This window comes from Paenibacillus sp. 1A_MP2 (assembly GCF_052244825.1).
GTDB classification, from domain to species: domain Bacteria; phylum Bacillota; class Bacilli; order Paenibacillales; family Paenibacillaceae; genus Paenibacillus; species Paenibacillus vandeheii.
The window spans coordinates 2,980,421-3,000,007 of sequence record NZ_JBQQCS010000001.1 but is presented as its reverse complement, the minus strand read 5'-3'; the positions used below and the strand labels follow the sequence as shown (position 1 = coordinate 3,000,007).

Sequence of the window (19,587 nt, the reverse complement as noted above, 5' to 3'; positions counted from 1 at the left end):
ATTAGCAATGTAGGTACTACCACCGAGTGTTACAATTTGTCCTGCCGGATAAGCTGGTGCAAGCGTCGGATCGAACGGAACCGCCCCCGTTAAACCTCCCCTGTTGCTCCAGTGGTTCCGCCTGACAAAAACAACGTGTAGTCCGGAGAACTTCCGGGTATACCCGTGGGCCCATTCGCATTAACAACATAAAGACTGCCATTATATGACACCACTTGACCTTCCACAAAGCCAGGTGCCTGAGCTGGATCAAAAACGAAAATATCATTCAGTCCAACTCCAGGTAACCCCTGTGGACCTGGTACGCCTTGGGGTCCTACAGGACCTACTGGACCTACAGCTCCTGCGGCTCCTCCTGGCCCGGCAGGACCTGGCACGCCCGGTACGCCCGGAACCCCTGGAACTCCGGGGGGACCTGGTGGGCCTGGGGTTCCAGGGGTTCCAAACGAACTGGTGGCACGACTCAATGATACGGATATGGACCGAATCACCCCAACCAGTTTATCTTTTTCTGCAGGTGGAACTTCCAGAAGCAACGTTACACTTAATAAATCATCGAGCAAATTTTGCAAGTTGCCAGCCAGATTGATGACGGCAACAGGCACAACTTCAGAACCTGCTATGGTTAGCTCCAGTACGGATTGCAACTCCGCTTTCACCCCAGCTCGAAAACCAGAGGTATTAACAAAGGTCAGCAAGCTCCGTAAACTGTTTTGCAATGCGAGAATATTAGACGCTGACTGACAGCTGCAGGAATAGTCACGGACAGTGCTTTCAATATGGATTCCAACTGCTCCACTTCACTCGATGTTATGGGAATAAACGGCGATCCTGCTCGAAATGATCTTCCTTCTAGAAAAGCTTTTATATTCACCCTTTTTCTTTCATCAGGCATGCCTAATCCACTCCTCCTTTAACTACTTCGCTTTTCAAGCTTATGTTTAATAAGAGGCAAAATTATCTTGGACACATTTTTTGAGACAAAAAAAGCGAACATACTGTTCCACGTTGAACAAGATTAAACGGTAGTGTTCAACAAAAAAAGCACCCTCAGCATGAGGATGCTTTCGCACTTTTTGTATGAAATCGGGCTATTTCGAAGAATCCACAGGAAATTGTAAAATAAACTCTGTACCTTCGCCAAGTACACTATTAACGATAATGGTGCCGTGATGGGCATCCACAATATTTTTTACAATTGCGAGCCCAAGTCCCGTACCGACACTTTCACCCGAACCCGAGCCTTATCTGCTTTGTAAAAACGTTCAAAGATGAATGGTAAATCAGAAGACGGTATGCCTACGCCCTCATCTTTTACAATCACTTTAGCTACAGGTGTTCGAGTATCCGTTAACAGTTCTGCCGAGATAAGAACATTTTTGCCTGATGGGGTGTGACGAAACGCATTATCCAGTAAATTGGTAAATACCTGTTCAAGACGATCCTCATCGGCCTGATGAAGTTCAATGAAAGTCTGTCTGCACTCAAACCGAAGATGGATCCCCTGTTCTTTGGAACGTACCGAGAACTTTCTGTACACTCGTTCCAGTAGTTCAACCAGATCCACTTCCTTCACGGCCATATCCGTATGCCCCGCTTCCATTCGAGCAAGATCAAGCAGATCTTTAACCAATCGGCCCATACGCAAGGACTCATCATGAATTACTTGAATCAACTCTTCACTTTCTTCCGGAGAAGCCGCCATCCCATCCAAAAGAGCTTCACTATACCCTTGCATCATGGATAGCGGAGTACGTATCTCGTGAGATACGTTTGCGACAAAATCACGGCGCATCTTCTCTAGTCGTACTTCTTCTGTTACATCACGAAGCACAGCTACAGCGCCCCGTACGACACTATCTGCGTATAAAGGTGCCATCTGAACAGACCAGACTCCCTGTTGAACATGCACGTTAGAGTTCTGATCGCCACCTTGCTCCATCACCATTTTGAACAAAGGAACGAGTGGTTCCGGCACCTCTCGAGAAGAGCTTACAGAATTCTCCGAATCTTGTCCCTCGCCCATCTGTGCCCAGTCCAAATCACACCAAGCCTGCATGATTTTCTCTCCAGGGGGTTCGTCAAAATAACCTTTCCCTCCCCGTCGAAAGTAACTACCGCATCGGTCATGCTTCGGAGCACGCTCGCCAAGTGTTCTTTCTCATGGTTAAGGTTGCGAATGTTATCTTCCAGCTGTGCAGCCATATGGTTAAATGTATTACCTAATTCTCCAATCTCATCGCTCGTTACAAGAGAGAGACGTGTACCGTAGTTTCCTTTCCGAATCGCATTGGCTGCCTGAATTAACTGCTGCATCGGCTGCGTAATTTTCGTAAAAAGAAACAGCGCAAAAAAGGTCGTCAAGCTGAAGCCGATAATACAAACATACGTGAACAAACGTTTGATATCTCTCGACTCAGACTCCGCAAAATTCGTATCAATATACGGCAGCAAAAAAAGACCCAATGCTATGAGTACACAGCCCACAAGGCAAATAATCGTAATCCATAACTTCCCGACCAGCGATCTCCAGAAACTAAAACTACTTCGGTACTTCCAGTTTATAACCCACACCCCACACCGTCGTAATCATCGCCGCTGATTCTGGCGACACCTTGTTTAACTTCTCGCGAAGACGCTTCACATGTGTATCCACCGTACGAAGATCACCAAAGAATTCATAGTTCCATACATCCTTCAGCAGCTCTTCTCTGGAGAAAACTTTATCTGGAGATGTCGCGAGATAATGCAACAGTTCATATTCTTTCGGTGTTAAACTGATCTCTTCACCACCTGCGGTTACGCGGTGAGCATCATGTTCGATGACCAAATGAGGAAACACAATATTGTTGCTTGAATTACTCTCTTTGGACAGATAAGCTGTCGCAGAAGAACGACGCAGAATCGCCTTAACCCGATAAATCACTTCACGTGGACTGAATGGTTTAACAACATAGTCATCAGCTCCCACTTCGAAGCCCTGAACACGATTAATTTCTTCACCTTTTGCAGTAAGCATCAACACCGGGGTTGATTTCACCTGACGCAGACGAGTACATACTTCAACGCCGTCCATACCCGGCAACATCACATCAAGCAAAATCAGACCATAGTCACCCGCAGTTGCTTTACGCAGCGCAGTTTCCCCGTCTTCTGCTTCATCAATTTCATAACCTTCTTTTTCGAGATACATTTTCAAAAGTCGGCGGATTCTCTCCTCGTCATCCACGACCAGTATACGGTTCTCATGTTCAGCCATTCCACTCCAGCCCCTTTACAATAACTCCTCATCACTTCTATTATGTTCGATCTGGCGAACAATATTTGAAAGCCCCTATTGAAGCAGGGGCTTACATATATGTTTCATGGACTTCTCTCCGGAACTTTACAAAACGAAACGACCAATCCTAGTCTGCCCCTGCGTAGGAATGCAACCCGGCAATGATCAAATTCACACCAACAAGTGTAAACATAACGACCAAAAATCCAAGTACTGCAAGCCAGGCAGACTTGCGGCCCTGCCAGCCTCTGGACAAACGCAAATGCAGGTACACACTATAATATAACCATGTTATCAGTGCCCACACCTCTTTGGGGTCCCATCCCCAGAAGCGGCTCCATGCAATCTGGGCCCAAATCATGGCGAAAATTAATGCTCCCAATGTAAATATAGGGAAACCGATAGCAATTGCACGATAACTAATCTCATCCAGATCATCGGAATCAATGCCGTCCAGCATCGGTTGCAGAGCTTGTCCAAGCGGTCTTCTTACAATTAAACGAATGAGTCCATACAGGATAAGCCCTACGATTAACGACCAGACTACCGTGTTCAGTTTACGTCCAGCGTTTACCCCGTTCATCCAGGAAGGCGTCTCAAGCAAAGGTTCCTTCATGCCAAGAAACGGTTTTATGCTCTCCACTTCACTATTATAAGGTGCAAATATAGGAGGCATGCGATAAATCACTTTCTCTATTGTACTATTTTCCTGTACCTCTGTGTCAATGCTAGTGGTTTGCTTAACAAAAACGGCCTCATATCCAGAAGCACGGAAAGCAAATACAGAGCCGATAAACCCAACCACAACGACGATCGTAATTAATGTAAACTCAACCCACCCACGCTGGCGTCTGGAGGACTTGTCCTTGCCACTGAAATCGACCGTACGTAACAAGTACATGAATCCTGCCGCAAAGCCAACGGCGAAGAATGCCTCTCCAAGCGCTGCCAACGTCACATGAATCTTGAGCCATATCGACTGCAAAGCAGGAATTAGCGGCTGTACTTCCTGAGGAAATACGGCTGCATAGGCCATAATAAGGATGGTTAGGGCAATGCGAACAGTCCCAGCAATGACTTGCGATAGATTGCATAGACTACGATAAATGCCACCATAATCATCATGGATAGAAAACTCATAAATTCATACATATTACTTACCGGGATATGTCCTGCCCCAGCCCAGCGTGTACCAAAAAAGATAAGATGTGCAGCTAGTGCTACAGTTGATGCAATAAAGGCTCGCTTTCCCCATCGATCTACATGAACTTGCGGGTCGCGATTACTCCATTTCTTGCCCATGACGGCAACGCCATATAACATAAATGCAGCACAATATAGAAAAAAAGATACGATAAATGCGTCGCTGCTGAAATCCAATAAACTCATGTTTGGTTCCCCCGTTATCCAACGACTTCTCATCCACTTCCACATTCAACTGTTTTAACACAGCTGCAACTTCACGCCTGAAGCCAAACCAGTTTTTGTTGGTATGGCCGCCTAGGGTAAGCTGTCTATCATCAATCCGAATCCAAATACGACGGTGATGCCAGTAAAAGCCCATAACCAGACCCAACATGACGATTCCTGCCCCAACCCATACGAAAGGCATAGCCTTATCAATACGTATATTGAGGTAACTTACGGATTGAATGATATCAACCTTGTCCATACTGTCGACCTCCAGCTGCAAAGGAATTTCTCCTCCATTTAGCTGTTTGTTAATTGCATCCTGTTGAAAACGCTGCTTATCCACCTGCTTCGCAAAATACAAGTACTGCATTCCCTCTTTGGGTAAATCGGGCCCCTTGATGTTAAATAGAAAGGCAGGCGCATTAGGCGAAGGAGACTTTGATTTGGGCTCTCCATTTTCATCCAGTCCAAAATCCATATATTTTTCTTTAACTGTCAGACTATAGGGGCCTGCTTCAAACGTTCGCTGCGTATCCATCATGGCAATTTGGATTGCTCCGTACTTCTCACCCGTCTGGGCATTGACCAGATCAGGCGTTACCGAACGAATCGTTGGCGTCAGATCATAATCAAACTGATACGCTTTCAATCCGTTGTAATTCAGTGGATGGTTCACTCGAACATCATGTCGGGCCACCTCGGACAACTGAGGTTTCTTTGAAGGATCCGAACAATCTGCTGTACATTCATACAATACCACTTTGGTTACAAACAGTTTTGGAACGGTTTTATTCAGATTCCGAAATTGTTCCGGGACTTCATCTTCACTGTAAAATTCAACATTAAACTGTTCATTCTTCAAATACATGGACGTGTTCGGGATTTTTTTGATCTCCCCTTCGGGAAAAGCAACATGCTCATCCAGATTCAGACCAGGAATTCCGCGAACAAGAACAGCCAACAGAAAGATAATCAATCCGATATGAAGGACATAAGGCCCCCAGCGGCTGAATCGCTGTTTCTCAGCCAGTAATGCCGTACCCTCGGTGTGCACACGATAACCTTTCTTTTTAAGCGGAGTAACCGCTTTCTTTATCCAGTCTTCTGATGCCTCATCTATGGAGCCTTGGTACACCAGACGCTGGCGTGTAAGAAACTGCATGTGTTTACGTATTTTCTGTTTGTTCAGCGCTTTGTATAGTGGAAGTACCCGGTCAAGACTGCATATGACCAGTGAGGCACCGATCAGCACCAGTAGCAAAATAAACCACCAGGATTCGTATGTATGGGACAGACCCAGCAGATAATAGATATGACCCAACTGACCGTATGTGTCCTTGTAATATACGGATGGATCAATATTCAGAAACGTACTTTCTTGTGGATAGATCGTGCCCAGCATGGAACCTACAAGCGTAAACACAATCATGTAAACCGCAATTTTGACCGAGGAGAAAAAGTTCCATATGCGGTCAATGATTTTAGGATTCATACGTTGCGAACGGCGTGCCATGCCATCATAACGCATTTCCAATACTTCATCCGATTTGACCTCGGACTCCAGCAGCGGCTTGCCGCATGCTTCACATAGTACAGTGCCCACCGGATTCTGGTGTCCGCACTCACACTTCGTATTCTGGAACACGACTAGACCTCCTGTCAGGGCTGTTTCGCCAGTTGTGAAATTTGAGCGTCAAGTGTGTCCAAGTCTAGTTGACCGATATGAATGGTGGAGATTTTACCCGTGTCGGAGACAAAAAATGTCGTTGGCATCGGTGATATGCCAAAATCCCGGATCGAGTTTTTGTCACGGTCGAGCATAATCGGAAACGTAACGCCCACCTGCTGTACAAAATTTTCCACGGTCATCTGGTCTTCCCCAACATTGATACCAACAAATTGAACACCCTGGTCCTTCCATTTGTCCGCTTGCGCTTGAAGTGCAGGCATCTCTTTGACACAAGGCTCACACCATGTTCCCCAGAAGTTGATTACCATGGCTTTGCCTTTGTATTCCTCAGACGTATGAACTTGTCCATCCAGGCCCAGCAGTTCAAAAGAAGGAGCCTTGTCCCCTTCTTTTGGCTTGCCATTCGAGCCGGATACGGATGTAGTAATCGCGTATCCGCCCAACACCAGGATCAATAACAAAATGACGATTTGCACCGCTCTTCTTGATTTGCCCATGTGCTGCTCCCCTTTTAAGTGACTAGCATTCGCATATTACGGTCTCGGACAACTGTGAACATCCTATGAACAATTATAGCGAATTTCGTCACAAATCTGCGGCGCTTTTATGAAAATTATGTGTCCTCACATTACCTTTTTTTCATTTTTTTGGCGGGTTCTGATTTTGCGAGCGTAATCAGGTTGTTGACTTCTTCTTTGGTCAAATTGCGTGTCAGCCCCCGTTTCAGGTTTTGCAGCAAAATACCACCAAACGAGATCCGCTTCAGACGTGTTACCGGATGGTTAATCGCCTCGAACATACGTCTAACCTGACGATTACGCCCTTCGTAAATGGTGATGGAGATTACAGCTTCATTTCCTGCGGTGTCAACATCCTTGTACTCAACCTCTGCAGGAGCTGTCATGCCGTCATCCAACATAATGCCTGTCTTTAATTTTTCCAGAGCAGTACCATGTGGGACCCCTTTAACAGTCGCCAGGTACGTCTTCGGTACGTGATGCTTTGGATGGGTCAACAAATGAGCAAATTCCCCATCATTGGTCAGAATCAGCAGGCCTTCCGTGTCATAATCCAAACGACCAACAGGATACACACGTTCTTTGACACCTTTAAGATAGTCGGATACAATTTTCCGACCTTCCGGGTCTGAAGCACTTGTGATAACACCTTTCGGTTTGTTCAACATCATGTACACTTTCTTTTCACTGCGGATCGGTTTACCATTAACCGTAATCATATCCTCTTCGGGGTTCGCTTTCGTACCCAGTTCGGTTACGACCTCCCCGTTAACTTCTACTTTGCCGGACAGGATCAGTTCCTCGCTCTTGCGGCGGGATGCAATGCCTGCCTGTGCGATAATTTTTTGTAATCTTTCCATGTTTGTCATGTCACCTCACACTAATGATACCCATCAGGGCCGGAAATCACAAGGATAATCCATCGAATTTGTAAACGCGGGAGTTGAAAACGCCTTATGAGCTGTTTTTAACTATGAATTTATGCCAAAAAAGCTCACCCTCTTACTGCCTGTTTGCAACAGGAGCATAGGGTGAGCCGTTCACTTTGAGCCGTATGTAACCACTGAACATTGAATGAGGTTAACTCGCTACTTTACCGTTAACAGCAACCGGTTTTTTGGCAGGGGTTGCACTGTCTTTAATGAAGGATTGCAGCGTTTTTGAAGTAATAAAATAAGTGCGTCCACCATATACAAAGGTCATCATGCCAATAACTCGATTATTCTGATCCAGAACAGGGCCACCCGAATTGCCTTGTGCCACTGATTTTACGATACTGCCAATACCCATCTTGCCTGGAACGTCCGTATCCTGTGAATTAAATACTCGGCTCTTGGCTATCGTATTGTAAGTTGAAGGAAAATCGTCGTCCAAGAGTACAAGTTCCCCAGCTGAATTTTTAGGAAATCCGATGGTATACACAATTTGATTATCTCTCGCATTAGCAAACGTCACTGGTTGTGCATCGATTTCTTTGTCCAGCTTCAGCAATGCCATATCCGTCACCGGATCTGTTTTGATGATTTTGGCTTTCACTGACTTGTCCAGCTGACCTGGGCTCGCTACGGTCAATGTGCCTTTATCCCCATCAGACAATTCAGCAAAATCCTGAACGACATGATAGTTGGTAAGTACTTCATCCTTGGAGATCAGTATTGAGGTACCCACATCATAATATACCGTATCGGGTTCAGCCTTTTTGATCAAACGTACGTTCACAACTGGAAAAGAATCCGCTAAAACGGCCAGCTGAGCACGCAACTGTTTATCGAAGTAACCCGTAAATTGAATCGTATTGACGGCTTGAGCCGCCGCAAAACCTGTTTGTCCTGCAATCAGTGCAATGGCAACCACAATTAACATTCCAATGCGGAGCATTCGTTTCCAACTCTTCTGCATGATCCTCACTCTCCTCCGCTATTATTCTAGCATAACTAGTATATCGGAAGGAGAGGACTTATTTTTTATCCAAAAACGATTAAACAAATGACCAAGGCAGCAATAAAACCAACCACATCGGAAAACAACCCGACTTTGAGAGCATAGCGGCCATTACGTATACCTACGGCTCCAAAATAAACAGTCAAAACATACAGAGTTGTATCCGTACTCCCTTGAATCGTAGAAGCCATGCGGCCAATCATAGAATCGGGACCATAGGTTTTGATCAGATCTGTCGTAAAGGCGAGCGAGCCTGTCCCGGTCAAGGGACGCAAAATGCCAAGTGGCAATACTTCTCCCGGAACTCCCATCCAGGACACGAGTGGGGCGATCAGACTGATCACATAATCCAGCGCACCTGAAGCACGGAAAACACTGATTGCTACCATCATGCCTACCAGATGGGGAATAATGCTGATTGCCGTAGAGATCCATCTTTGGCCCCATCAACAAAGGATTCGTAGACCGGGACCTTTTTGGTAAACGCATATAATGGAACAAACGCGATAATAACCGGAATGGCCCAGGCGGAAATCCAGTTGATGAAGGTTAACAACGCTACTCATCCTTTCATACCGGGATTGTCACTTTTATGTACACGCGGCGGCCTGTGAAGCGCCCTGTTTCGGTACCAGCGGTCCGCTGCGATAGCTGCAAATGTCGCAACAATGGTTGCCATTAGCGTTGTGCCTACAATTTCCGTGGCATTCGCAGAATGATAATTAAGACGAATGGCTATCAGGGTTGTCGGAATAATGGTGATGCTCGCCGTATTCAGAGCCAGCAAGGTACACATGGCAGGGGACGCTGTCTGTTTATCCGGATTCAGCTCTTGCAGCTGCTGCATGGCTTTGATCCCCATTGGGGTAGCCGCATTCCCGAGGCCAAGCAGATTGGCACTCATGTTGGATAAAATGTAGCCCATAGCAGGATGGTTCCGTGGGACATCAGGAAACAAAAAGCCGACAACCGGACCCAGGAGCTTCGCAATCCGGCCCAGTAGCCCGGCATCCTCAGCCATTTTCATCATTCCCATCCAGAATACGAGCACACTGATCAGTCCAAAACATACTGTTACACCCGTTGCTGCTCCATCAAAAGCTGCCTGGGTTACGACTTCAATTTTGCCCTGAGCTGCTGCAAAAGCAAAGCCGGTTACAATCATGAGAAGCCAGATTAAATTGATCAAAGGATAACCCTCCCCTCATTATGGAGATAACAGATGGCTTAATACTGCACGCCATGCGGAAGCCCAGGTAGAAATTTCACCGATTCCCCCAGAGTGGCATCCTCGGTTTTCGGCTCCGGCGGAATATAACTACCTTTGCGATACACAGGAATTGAACCCACCAGCTTCCCATCAAGTTGCATATCAATTCGGCCTGCCAAGCCAAAAGAAGGATCTGTCGATTTTGCATCACCCTCTGTACTCTCCTGGACACGGTTTTCGAGTAAAATCAGCTTTTTCGTCAATGAGGATGTCTCACTCTTCGCCAGAGGATAAGTGAACCCGCGGCCTGTGACCACATCCGTGTTCTGTACAGGCTGTTCTTTTTTGCAATTTCCACCAAAGGGAAATTTTCAAAGCCGAAATCTAACATACGCGCATGATCATTCCAGTCATCGCCGTCGTTCAGGGTTACCGCAGCAAGTTGTTGACCATTACGAGTAGCAGAGCTGACCAGACAGCGAAATGCCTTCTTGGTATATCCTGTCTTTACGCCATCGGCTCCCTCGTACAGTCGCAGCATTTTATTTTTGTTTTGCCAGGAGTAATCCCAGCTCTCATTTGGATTGGGGGCAGACTTGTTCTCTGTCGCTACAATACGTTTGAATACCGGATTCTTGAGCGCATACGCGGTTAAACGTGCCAGATCATTGGCGGTGGAATAATGTCCATCGGCGTCAAGTCCGTGAGGATTCATAAAATGAGAATGGGTCAAACCAATTTGCTCTGCCTTTTTGTTCATTAACAGGACAAATCCTTCTTCAGATCCACCGATATGTTCAGCAATCGCCGAGGCCGCATCGTTGCCTGATCGTAGCATTAGCCCATACAGCATGTTTTCCAGCGTCATTTCTTCACCCAGCTTGAGATAGATGGATGATCCTTCTTTGGCAAACGCCGAGGAAGTCACTTTTACTTTGTCATCCAGTTTACCGTGTTCAATCGCTACAATTGCCGTCATGATTTTGGTCAAGCTGGCAATTCGGAGTTCCTTATCCCCATCTTTGCTGTACAATATTCGGCCCGATGTCACGTCAATGAGAGCAGCGCTTTGGGCATGGGTTGAAGGGCCAGGTATTGTTCCCTGGGCTTCAGCAAGCCCAAATGAAGGAAACAGGAACAAGGGTACCAGCATACATGCCATAAATTTCATTATTTTTCGCATCGATTCATTCCTCCGGGTCACTTGGAATCTTGTACTAGCTTATGTCTGGACAACCCGAAGTATGTCCCACTGTTAGAAAACAGCAAAAATCCCTTTCGCATATGCGCTGCGGAAGGGATGTTGTAGTCTTGAAGAGGAGTTGCCAGGCGTGATTAATATTAGTTATTATCCAGCATCTTGGCCACTTTTCGCATAATTCTGGAGACTCTCATCTGGCTAATGTCTTCCATCTCCGCTGTTTGTGTTTGATTAAAGCCGTCTACCCGATGTTTCAGGACAGTGACTTCCTTCTCGCTTAACTTTCGCTTCACTGAGTCAATAACTGCGTCAACATAAATTCGGTCTACCACTCCATCCTCAATGTTTTCCCCACTATAGATGGTATCCATCAACGTAACTGCTTGAGCTTGCTGATCATCTGCTCCGACAGGCTCATCCAGGTATTTGACTCCCTTGCCCACTTGAAGCGCCTTGTTGATTTTCTCCTCTTCTTCGTCGAGCAACAAGGCGATTTCATGAGCTGTCGGGAGATACCCCATATCATGCTCCAGCCGATTGATTCGGTTAATTAATTCAGTAGCTGTACGAGTGGGTCGAATGATGCTTGCGCTATCTCTCAGAAAACATCGGATTTCCCTTACAATGGCAGTAACCGCAAACGAACTAAATTTCACTCCACGCCCCGTGTCAAATGCTTTGACCGCTTTAATGAAACCAAGGCGACCCAATTGAAGAATATCGTCTTTTTCCACACAATGATTTTTGATAATGACTTCCGGTTTTCCAATGTATTTATGTACGGAATGCCAAATCAAGTTCTCGTTAACCAAGATGCTATCTCCTAGAAAATGTTCATCGACTTGACATCGTTCAATATTTCCTACAAGGTCCATAGAGTAAAATTTCTTGTCCAACTTCAAATTCATGTTAATATGTTCTGAAAATTTATCCATCTAGATCTCCCTATGTAAATGTTGTGGAAATTCACCAACAATCCTAACGTTCTTACTTAATTTTTCTTTAACATCTGAATCATCTTGCTATGGTGTTTCTTCACTTGGTTGTAATACCAGGGGCGAGCCTTACCCTTGTCGACATTTCCTTCTCCTTGATTGTACGCAATCGTTGCTGTGCGAAGGTTTCCATCATACTTTCCCAAAAGATATTCCATATATTTAATGCTGGTTTTGATGTTAACTTCAGGCTTGTATAAGTCACTGCCTTTAACACCAAACGTTTTGGCCGTACTCGGCAGTATTTGAAGGAGCCCGATGGCTCCATGATTTGATGTGCTATCCTCTATTAAGCGGCTCTCCTGCCACATCATGGCGAATATCCACAGGGAGTCTATATTGGAAACTTCAATATATTGATCTACCCACTTCACATACTTCAACAATTTAGCCTGGCTTACCATCTTCTCTTGATACGATTCAATATATTGCTCCAACATATCTACCATTTCTTTATGGGACGTAGAATCCGGATCTGATTTCACTTTGAGGGCATGTTTTGTATGTTGTTCTCCAATTGAATTAGGAGCCGTTGGTGCAATCAGCCCGCCATATAACGTTATAGATGCCAGTACCACCGTAATGATCATCCCGATTTTTTCAAAAATAACCAACGGGATTGCTCACCTCCTTAGGTTGGACCTTATATAATAGAAGGAAACCGTAGTTTATGCCTGCTTGCACGAACTTGTACCCCAATAATTTATAGGTCTGTTGTTGCAAGTTTATAGATCTCCTTTTCCTATTAAGGCGCATCTCGCTCACTGGTTTGATATGCCAAGATTGCTGTATATTCTAACCTGCTGTTTGCTGGGTCGTAGGCGGAAGTAACATCCAACCCAATAACCAATACATTTGGTTTGACATACATCCAGGTGTTGAGCTGTTCCTCTAAATCCAGTGGTGATGGGGATATAAACATCTTCACAGCAATATCTACGGCATAATTTTTCATGTTCATTTATTCATTACCGATAAGAAGCTCGGGATTTAATTCTTCGTTTGTTTCTTTATTACTTAGCACATCGGAAAGGGATTCGTTGACGTTCTCGGTGTTCTCTTCTTTCTTTTTCTCCTCGATCAGCTGAGCAAACTCCTCTTGAGTCAGCTCATATATCTCCAGTTCAAACGCACTTGTGAGAATATATCCCATACCATCTGTTAAATGGACGTTGTAGTAGGTTTGCGGTTTCTCGTGAAATTTGTCCGCTTCATAGTTGAATCCAATAACTGCTTTTTCATAGCCAGCTACAGTACCCGCAAACCAAACATTGGCTTTTGTTGTTGCGCCTGTGGGCGTTTGAATCTCATGCATATTTGTTGGTGCGTGAACGCATTTTCCAACTAGACCTGCAACCAACTCTTCGGTTAATGTATCGTCTTTTGCTTTTATCATTTGTGTCATACGGTCATTCCTCCATATATTCAAAATATCTTGAGTCTGGCTTTTCAGCTCTTCAATTGCTCTATACGCGTTGTATCATTGACAGTTAACGTTTTAATACAGGAGAAATATCTGGGGCACCACTAATGAGCGTATAATACGTTCGAATATGAACAACTGCCCGATTTAGGTCATTCATTCGCTTGGACAACATTTCCTCAATCACAGGCTCCCATACCCTAAGTCCTACACCCATAATCGGTTTGTTTTGCATATACGCATGATGTAAGATCACTACCTCAGTAGGAGTAAGCTTTTCCACATCGAGATTAACTAGCAACGCATCTGCTTGTAAGACAACCTTCTCAATAATCAACGCATACTCCCGGTTACTTAGGTCGGAAGCGGTAGACGAATCATGGTGGGCCCAAGCAATATCAGGAAATGCCGACATACTTTCCAACGTAAATCCCAACACAACAACACTGAGCATATTTTTCTGCCACCCTCCATTATTCAATCGATCAATTACTCTATACGACATAAAAAAGCACCCCGTTAAGGGTGCTTTTAATGATATGTATCGTTTTGATGATCAATCTGCAACAAGCTTCGGCTATTAATTGCCATTTAATTTGATACTACAGAGCTTCGTATTTCTCACGAATCGCTTTCCACAACTGTGATATGCGTGCCTTGGATACACCTAACATTGCTGCAATTTCTACAAACTCGTACCCCGAGGTTCGAAGTTTAAAAATCTCTTTCTCCCGCTCATTAAGCTTCATATTCTCCATGATGTCAGTCACGAATTCAAAATTCTCAAAAGCAAACCCGGCGTGCCCAAGTGTTAGCGCTGTATCTGTTCCCTCACTTTCATCACTGGAGCCAAGATCAGTACACACAAGCTGGACAGCGTTAACGACACTGAGGTTTTTCTCAGACATGCATTTGCGATACATATCCTTGATTTTATTCTCGATCAAGTGATCAACAAACGTCGACATTTTTGCTTTTTCAGCATCATACTTGTCCAGCGCGTTATATAACTTAATCATGATCTCCTGCGTTACATCCTCTTTTTCCATCCCTGCAAACGTTTTGCCCCTAAGCTTATGGCGACATTTTTCCTGTGCTTTGTTCAAGAACGTATCTATATCCCCAATTTCAAATAAATCATCAAACCCCATAGCAGTCGTAGCAGACATTATCATTTTCCCCCAATGATTATTTAGTTGTTAGTTAAACTTTAACTTGTATTTCTATAGCTATAATTATCATCAATTCTTTCACTCACAATCTAGCATCTCTCACCATAACCAAACTTTATAAATGACTTGCCGATATCCAAAAAAACCATATCTAATATGTAGTCGTATCACTTCTTCGTAAATATGAAACATCTTCTTTAGGCGAAGCTTAAAGCTAGATAAGTATTTTGCATTGCATAAAAATTTCGTAAATGATTCACCTCCCCATTCCGATATCCACAACAACAAGATTGAATCCTAACTTTCATAACACAGCAATGAGACAATTTGTTCAGTTTCACTTTTCCAACCTATTACATTCAGAATAACAAATACGAACTAATGTTCGCAACATATTTTTATCAGCTTCGTCTATACACCTTTTACCCACTTTATACGAAGCCAACTAGGAAACGTAAAGCCCGTTTTTTGCAAACAAAAAGACCAACACAGAGCGCACCACTAGGAAAATACCAAAATGGTGGAATGTGTCGGTCTTGGTCTGACATCTATTTCGTTCCAATTACCGAAGATATGGTCTTGAAGCTCTCAAATACAGTTACAGGCTTCGTCAAGATTATTAATTCTATCTGATCGCCATAAGGGTAGTATAAGGAAATATGTAGGATATTGTCAACATTAAAATTAGTTCCGAAGAACCTATCCAATAACAAAACGAAATTTATTAGGTCTTAAGGCATGTTTATAGCATCATTTTTCAGCAGCCCCTCAATATCCTTGTTCATTTTAAAGACGGTCACCTGTTCAGCAAAATCAGTTCCAAAGAACATGGTTTCAATATCTTCAATTTTTAAACCCAGGTGAATATAGGAGAAAACAGGACTGAAATCTTCTCTCATCATTTGTGCAAGCTTCAGCTTGTATTCGGCAAAGATCTGACTGGAATGCGATTGCATATGTTCAAGCATGAACGCTTCAGGTTTGGTGAATTTTGCTGTAAACTTCAGGATGATAAAATGATTCATGATGACGACTCTGGTATCTACTGGCCCGCGTTCAGTAAAATCTTTTCTTATTCTTGATGCCATTTTCGCGAGTTCTCTTTCCAAGTCTTTTATCTCAATGTTCACATCCCTCCCTACAATCATCCTTTTTCCTCCTATTGCCCTGAATACAATAATCAAACCTAATTTAATCAAAACTCCTTATACAAGACAAGTTTCAATGCGTTTATGGACTAAAGTTCCCGGTATCTTTTCAGAAAAAGGAATAGACCCCAGAAGAAGGCTTGGGGTATATCACTGGTTTTACTATGGTTTACAATTATGCAAATAAAGCAGAACTTTACGCTTAGAACTAAACAGTTTCATTCAAATAGCTATTTTTAACTTTGTTGTTCATTGGGTACATCAACTTTGAGCAGACTGAACGCCACCAGATTCAACACCACAGTGGCACCATACTCCCTCTCAATCACATCGAATGCCTCTTCCGTTGCACCAACTAGATCGTCCTTCTCCGTGGTCATCTCCATTGTGACAATCTCCTCATTATTCAGCGCAAAGGTCAGTCTGTACAGCATCGGTGTTCTCCTCCTTCGAAGTAAGCTCTATATTACGAACATCGGTGAGATCAATGATGTGCACAATCTGATCTGTATCTTCCAAAGTGATCGACTTTCCCTCATTTTTATGTTTGGTAAAAAGCCTGCGATACTCTTGCTTGACCTCATCAGCAGTTAAAGGAATCTCGCGAACTACTATATCGGAATCCTTCTCTTTCTGTTGCAGCCTGGGATTATCCTCAATCCATGTTACTGTTTTCTTTTTGCCACTTCCCTTGAAATAGAAATGAGCGGTGAGTCCAATATTCATCTAGTAATACCTCCTGGGCAAAAATAGTGTTCTAACGTACTAGGAAATAAAGAAATAAAATTCAAGTGAAGCCTTCATATCTTCACTATTCTCTCATACGTCCTAATCGTCAGGATGTTAACCTGTTAAGTCGGAATTCTTTTTTTAGAACAAAAAAAAGGACAGCATAAGCTATCCCTTAATATTTCTTAACCGCTATACGATTGCCCAGAGAGTCATAGAAGTATTTGTAGTTGGCTTGAATTGGGGTGACTGCCATTCTGGTGATGGACTTTGATTCCAGTCTTCCATCATCATCATATTGATATATAACATCGACCAAGGTCGGCAGCTGCACGAATGCTTTTCCATCAAACCGATGGACTTCACCAATCGAAATCACCAAGAACGAATCATTTTGCACATACCCATCTGTCGAAATCGGCATGGTCAGCAATGGCTTTGTGACTACCTGCTCCGTGTAATTGTCTGTGACGACTTGTCGAATGACCCGGCCTTGCATATCATTAGCAAAATAAGTAACTACGTCTGTATAATCCACCAAATCACTGATTGCATCCCATGGGTCCAACACACTCAGGCGCTTGCGCTCGGATACAGTCATGCTCACATGGGTTGCGCCATCGATGATCATATCTGCGCTATGTGTATCCGGATGAATATAATGATTCGCTTCGATCTCTACATTGAACAGCTTCTCACGCTCTTGTGAAGTCATAACCACTTTCGTGTTTCCATCTACCAACATGTCCGCACTATGTGTGTCGGGGTGGGAATAAATCAACGTTTTGGTACCATTGATACTCACTGCTCCGTTATCGATATGATTAGAAACTCGGTCACCGCCAACCTTCACATATTCCCCACCACTGTATGTATACGTAGTTGAGGTGTTCTGATTGCTTGAGTCCTGGCGTACCAGATATAATCTTCCTGCTTCACCTATGGTCGGCAGCTCTGTCTTTAGTCTCACCGAAACGACATTGCCAGTGGACACTGCGTCCAGCCTTCCATCAAGCGTGGCAAAGGAATCTCTGGCTTGTTTGACTTCACGTTCTACCTTGGCAGCTTTGCTGAATGAAACAATATCCATGGTATCCCCCTCCTACCTTGTAGTCAAACCAACGACCTCAACATCGAAGTTGGCCACATCTGTTCCCAAATTTTTCAACGACAAGTGAAGTGTAGAAGTTCCGTCAATGTCCTCATAAGGCAAATCGATCATATCGTAAATGCCTTCCATAAAATTTCCCGTCGAGTATTGGGCATTGTTGAAATACAGAACTTCTGGATGAGGGCCAGCGCTATTCAGTACATGAACTTCCACATTTGTTTCTCTGGACGGAATGACCCTGATCGTTTTAATCATGAATCGAGGATGTTCCATCGGAATATCGATCAACGCCTTTGCCCCTCCGCCAACATACTCTACTTTTCGGGCAAACGAAACTGGCAATAGCACTTTTCTCATCTCCTCCATCAGTTTCCATGTTCGATTCAAGACTCTTCCCTCCTTCTAGGAATATGTGTATCCGGATATTTCCGTGGACGAAGATGAGCACCGGACGTATTTCCATCACTGCCGTAAGACCAATCTCCCCACGTCTTCCCTACCAATCCAGACTGGTTAACTGGAATTTTGACCTTGATACACCAATCGAGACCTGCATAATTCTGATTTACTTTCAGTCCTCGGATCGTTTCTCGGATTAAGCCTACTCCACTAGATTGAGTCAAGAACTTGTGCTTCAGAATCATATTTTTTTCGTAAGGAATTCCAGTCCTGGTTCTTGCTCCGTAAATGTACTTGTCCGAAACGAATCCGATGAGATGATCACCATGGGTGTCAAGCAGCCTCCACGTTCCCCAACGATAGATGTCAACCAGTTCTGCAGTAGTGTTTAAAGTACCTACAGAGAAGATCATTTCCTTACCTTCAAAGGTTAACGGAACAGCTTCTAGATCGTATCCAACACGATAAGAAACTCTCGCCTTACTTTGGGTAAAAAGAGAACCGCTCGCGGCGGTTCCTACAACTTTTCCTTGATGTACAGTCATGTCCACTCACCACCTTAATTCATCAGAACAGCAACCGTAGCGCCTGATAAGAAGCTTTGTCCACCGATGGACAACGAGTACACCTTATATGTTCTGGTACCTACTTTGATCTCGTCTCCATGGGAAACACCGGCAGAAGGTACCGCATAAATATCAATGAGTTCACCTCTGGGTCCTTCCACACCATTGCACATAATAACCGGAGCAAGATGATAAAGAGAACCCCAACCTGGATTAACCGGAAGCATTGCAGAATAAGCATCATAGATGTTGTTGACCATCTGTTTATCTTTATCCCTTAACGTTCGGATGCCGTTGTCCCCGTTGTAACTGAGACCGACACCCAAACTAGAGGAATCCGCCTCTGTGGCATACCTGTTCAAAATTCCGAAGTAACCTAGATTAGAGATCCCTGTAACCGAGTTCACATCACCCTGCAAATAAATGATGATTCGGTTCGCTTGGACGGAAACCTGATAATCGATTAATAGATTCGTGTCCACGATACTGGTATGACATAGAAAGTCCTTTTTCACTTCGGTTCTGCCCACCGGGTTGCTGCCGTCTGTTGCCATTACATCTTCAGCAACGCTTACTGTCAGTTTATTCCCCGTAGTCCCCTTCGTATTTCCAACCTCAAGTCTGAAGAACAACTTGTCTGTACCTGTCGTACCAACTGATTTGAGCACGATCACACTGGCTGTTTCATAAAAGATCGACCAGGGCGAACCCGCAATCGTTTTAAACCCCTGCACCATATTTGCGAATAATTCATTCATTTTAACTCTACCTGAGAAATTGGCCATACCTCA

General features: G+C 44.2%; 20 protein-coding genes and 4 pseudogenes. All 24 read right to left on the bottom strand.

Going from position 1 to position 19,587, the window contains the following annotated elements:
* Positions 1–89: 89 nt before the first annotated feature.
* The 24 genes and pseudogenes from ACTWJ7_RS14700 to ACTWJ7_RS14585 all read right to left on the bottom strand — a co-directional run bounded on the left by ACTWJ7_RS14700 (position 90) and on the right by ACTWJ7_RS14585 (position 19,581).
* Positions 90–728, bottom strand: a complete 639-nt coding sequence (locus ACTWJ7_RS14700; RefSeq protein ID WP_443146376.1) for a collagen-like repeat preface domain-containing protein — start codon at positions 726–728, stop codon at positions 90–92.
* A gap of 363 nt (positions 729–1,091) precedes the next feature.
* A pseudogene (locus ACTWJ7_RS14695) lies at positions 1,092–2,487 on the bottom strand (ATP-binding protein).
* Positions 2,488–2,542: 55 nt separating this feature from the next.
* On the bottom strand, positions 2,543–3,259 hold the full coding sequence (locus tag ACTWJ7_RS14690; RefSeq protein WP_017687664.1) for a response regulator transcription factor: 717 nt from the start codon (positions 3,257–3,259) through the stop codon (positions 2,543–2,545).
* Positions 3,260–3,407: 148 nt separating this feature from the next.
* Positions 3,408–4,669 (bottom strand): annotated as a pseudogene (gene ccsA / locus ACTWJ7_RS14685) (cytochrome c biogenesis protein CcsA).
* The gene (gene resB, locus ACTWJ7_RS14680; protein ID WP_443145577.1) at positions 4,563–6,338 is read right to left on the bottom strand and encodes a cytochrome c biogenesis protein ResB; all 1,776 of its coding nucleotides are present in this window, start codon (positions 6,336–6,338) and stop codon (positions 4,563–4,565) included. The pseudogene ccsA and the gene resB overlap by 107 nt, the downstream one beginning before the upstream one ends.
* A gap of 14 nt (positions 6,339–6,352) precedes the next feature.
* Complete coding sequence (locus ACTWJ7_RS14675; RefSeq protein WP_053784499.1) at positions 6,353–6,880, bottom strand: redoxin domain-containing protein; 528 nt, start codon at positions 6,878–6,880, stop codon at positions 6,353–6,355.
* Positions 6,881–7,011: 131 nt separating this feature from the next.
* Positions 7,012–7,761 (bottom strand): pseudouridine synthase, encoded by a 750-nt coding sequence (locus ACTWJ7_RS14670; RefSeq protein WP_024634051.1) that lies wholly within the window; start codon positions 7,759–7,761, stop codon positions 7,012–7,014.
* Between the two features lie 220 nt (positions 7,762–7,981).
* The gene (locus ACTWJ7_RS14665; protein WP_301877635.1) at positions 7,982–8,800 is read right to left on the bottom strand and encodes a S1 family peptidase; all 819 of its coding nucleotides are present in this window, start codon (positions 8,798–8,800) and stop codon (positions 7,982–7,984) included.
* Between the two features lie 65 nt (positions 8,801–8,865).
* Positions 8,866–9,398 (bottom strand): annotated as a pseudogene (locus tag ACTWJ7_RS14660) (spore maturation protein).
* A 6-nt stretch (positions 9,399–9,404) separates the two neighbouring features.
* Positions 9,405–10,031, bottom strand: coding sequence for a nucleoside recognition domain-containing protein (locus ACTWJ7_RS14655; RefSeq protein ID WP_024634048.1), 627 nt, complete (start codon positions 10,029–10,031; stop codon positions 9,405–9,407).
* An 18-nt stretch (positions 10,032–10,049) separates the two neighbouring features.
* Positions 10,050–11,235, bottom strand: a pseudogene (locus ACTWJ7_RS14650) (D-alanyl-D-alanine carboxypeptidase family protein).
* A gap of 158 nt (positions 11,236–11,393) precedes the next feature.
* The gene (locus tag ACTWJ7_RS14645; protein WP_256984461.1) at positions 11,394–12,065 is read right to left on the bottom strand and encodes a sigma-70 family RNA polymerase sigma factor; all 672 of its coding nucleotides are present in this window, start codon (positions 12,063–12,065) and stop codon (positions 11,394–11,396) included.
* Positions 12,066–12,244: 179 nt separating this feature from the next.
* Positions 12,245–12,862: a lytic transglycosylase domain-containing protein gene (locus ACTWJ7_RS14640; protein ID WP_094936907.1), complete on the bottom strand. Its 618-nt coding sequence runs from the start codon at positions 12,860–12,862 to the stop codon at positions 12,245–12,247.
* A gap of 131 nt (positions 12,863–12,993) precedes the next feature.
* Positions 12,994–13,203 carry a hypothetical protein gene (locus ACTWJ7_RS14635; RefSeq protein WP_179282954.1) on the bottom strand — a complete coding sequence of 70 codons (210 nt, stop codon included), beginning with the start codon at positions 13,201–13,203 and terminating at the stop codon, positions 12,994–12,996.
* 6 nt (positions 13,204–13,209) lie between these two features.
* Complete coding sequence (locus tag ACTWJ7_RS14630) at positions 13,210–13,653, bottom strand: hypothetical protein (RefSeq protein ID WP_443145576.1); 444 nt, start codon at positions 13,651–13,653, stop codon at positions 13,210–13,212.
* Between the two features lie 85 nt (positions 13,654–13,738).
* Complete coding sequence (locus ACTWJ7_RS14625) at positions 13,739–14,176, bottom strand: hypothetical protein (protein ID WP_143812604.1); 438 nt, start codon at positions 14,174–14,176, stop codon at positions 13,739–13,741.
* Between the two features lie 97 nt (positions 14,177–14,273).
* Entirely contained in the window at positions 14,274–14,840 is a 567-nt protein-coding gene (locus ACTWJ7_RS14620; RefSeq protein WP_179282955.1) for a sigma-70 family RNA polymerase sigma factor, read from the bottom strand.
* A 734-nt stretch (positions 14,841–15,574) separates the two neighbouring features.
* Positions 15,575–16,042 (bottom strand): Na-translocating system protein MpsC family protein, encoded by a 468-nt coding sequence (locus ACTWJ7_RS14615; RefSeq protein ID WP_152532778.1) that lies wholly within the window; start codon positions 16,040–16,042, stop codon positions 15,575–15,577.
* Between the two features lie 185 nt (positions 16,043–16,227).
* Positions 16,228–16,425 (bottom strand): hypothetical protein, encoded by a 198-nt coding sequence (locus tag ACTWJ7_RS14610; protein ID WP_024634039.1) that lies wholly within the window; start codon positions 16,423–16,425, stop codon positions 16,228–16,230.
* On the bottom strand, positions 16,394–16,717 hold the full coding sequence (locus ACTWJ7_RS14605; RefSeq protein ID WP_094936912.1) for a hypothetical protein: 324 nt from the start codon (positions 16,715–16,717) through the stop codon (positions 16,394–16,396). The genes ACTWJ7_RS14610 and ACTWJ7_RS14605 overlap by 32 nt, the downstream gene beginning before the upstream one ends.
* A 178-nt stretch (positions 16,718–16,895) precedes the next feature.
* On the bottom strand, positions 16,896–17,810 hold the full coding sequence (locus ACTWJ7_RS14600) for a hypothetical protein (RefSeq protein WP_094936913.1): 915 nt from the start codon (positions 17,808–17,810) through the stop codon (positions 16,896–16,898).
* A 12-nt stretch (positions 17,811–17,822) separates the two neighbouring features.
* Complete coding sequence (locus ACTWJ7_RS14595; RefSeq protein ID WP_094936914.1) at positions 17,823–18,218, bottom strand: hypothetical protein; 396 nt, start codon at positions 18,216–18,218, stop codon at positions 17,823–17,825.
* A complete protein-coding gene (locus ACTWJ7_RS14590; RefSeq protein ID WP_094936915.1) occupies positions 18,215–18,775 on the bottom strand; it encodes a hypothetical protein in 561 nt (186 codons plus the stop codon). The genes ACTWJ7_RS14595 and ACTWJ7_RS14590 overlap by 4 nt, the downstream gene beginning before the upstream one ends.
* 14 nt (positions 18,776–18,789) lie before the next feature.
* The gene (locus ACTWJ7_RS14585) at positions 18,790–19,581 is read right to left on the bottom strand and encodes a hypothetical protein (RefSeq protein ID WP_094936916.1); all 792 of its coding nucleotides are present in this window, start codon (positions 19,579–19,581) and stop codon (positions 18,790–18,792) included.
* Positions 19,582–19,587: the final 6 nt, after the last annotated feature.

Excerpts from the sequence above, each read along its gene's own strand:
- ACTWJ7_RS14690 (WP_017687664.1), bottom strand. The coding sequence starts at position 3,259 with ATGGCTGAACATGAGAACCGTATACTGGTCGTGGATGACGAGGAGAGA.
- ACTWJ7_RS14600 (WP_094936913.1), bottom strand. The coding sequence starts at position 17,810 with ATGGATATTGTTTCATTCAGCAAAGCTGCCAAGGTAGAACGTGAAGTC.
- ACTWJ7_RS14665 (WP_301877635.1), bottom strand. The coding sequence starts at position 8,800 with ATGCAGAAGAGTTGGAAACGAATGCTCCGCATTGGAATGTTAATTGTG.
- ACTWJ7_RS14620 (WP_179282955.1), bottom strand. The coding sequence starts at position 14,840 with ATGTCTGCTACGACTGCTATGGGGTTTGATGATTTATTTGAAATTGGG.
- ACTWJ7_RS14635 (WP_179282954.1), bottom strand. The coding sequence starts at position 13,203 with ATGAAAAATTATGCCGTAGATATTGCTGTGAAGATGTTTATATCCCCA.
- ACTWJ7_RS14605 (WP_094936912.1), bottom strand. The coding sequence starts at position 16,717 with ATGAATATTGGACTCACCGCTCATTTCTATTTCAAGGGAAGTGGCAAA.
- ACTWJ7_RS14585 (WP_094936916.1), bottom strand. The coding sequence starts at position 19,581 with ATGGCCAATTTCTCAGGTAGAGTTAAAATGAATGAATTATTCGCAAAT.
- ACTWJ7_RS14625 (WP_143812604.1), bottom strand. The coding sequence starts at position 14,176 with ATGTCGTATAGAGTAATTGATCGATTGAATAATGGAGGGTGGCAGAAA.
- ACTWJ7_RS14610 (WP_024634039.1), bottom strand. The coding sequence starts at position 16,425 with ATGCTGTACAGACTGACCTTTGCGCTGAATAATGAGGAGATTGTCACA.
- ACTWJ7_RS14675 (WP_053784499.1), bottom strand. The coding sequence starts at position 6,880 with ATGGGCAAATCAAGAAGAGCGGTGCAAATCGTCATTTTGTTATTGATC.
- ACTWJ7_RS14590 (WP_094936915.1), bottom strand. The coding sequence starts at position 18,775 with ATGACTGTACATCAAGGAAAAGTTGTAGGAACCGCCGCGAGCGGTTCT.
- ACTWJ7_RS14630 (WP_443145576.1), bottom strand. The coding sequence starts at position 13,653 with ATGACACAAATGATAAAAGCAAAAGACGATACATTAACCGAAGAGTTG.
- ACTWJ7_RS14670 (WP_024634051.1), bottom strand. The coding sequence starts at position 7,761 with ATGGAAAGATTACAAAAAATTATCGCACAGGCAGGCATTGCATCCCGC.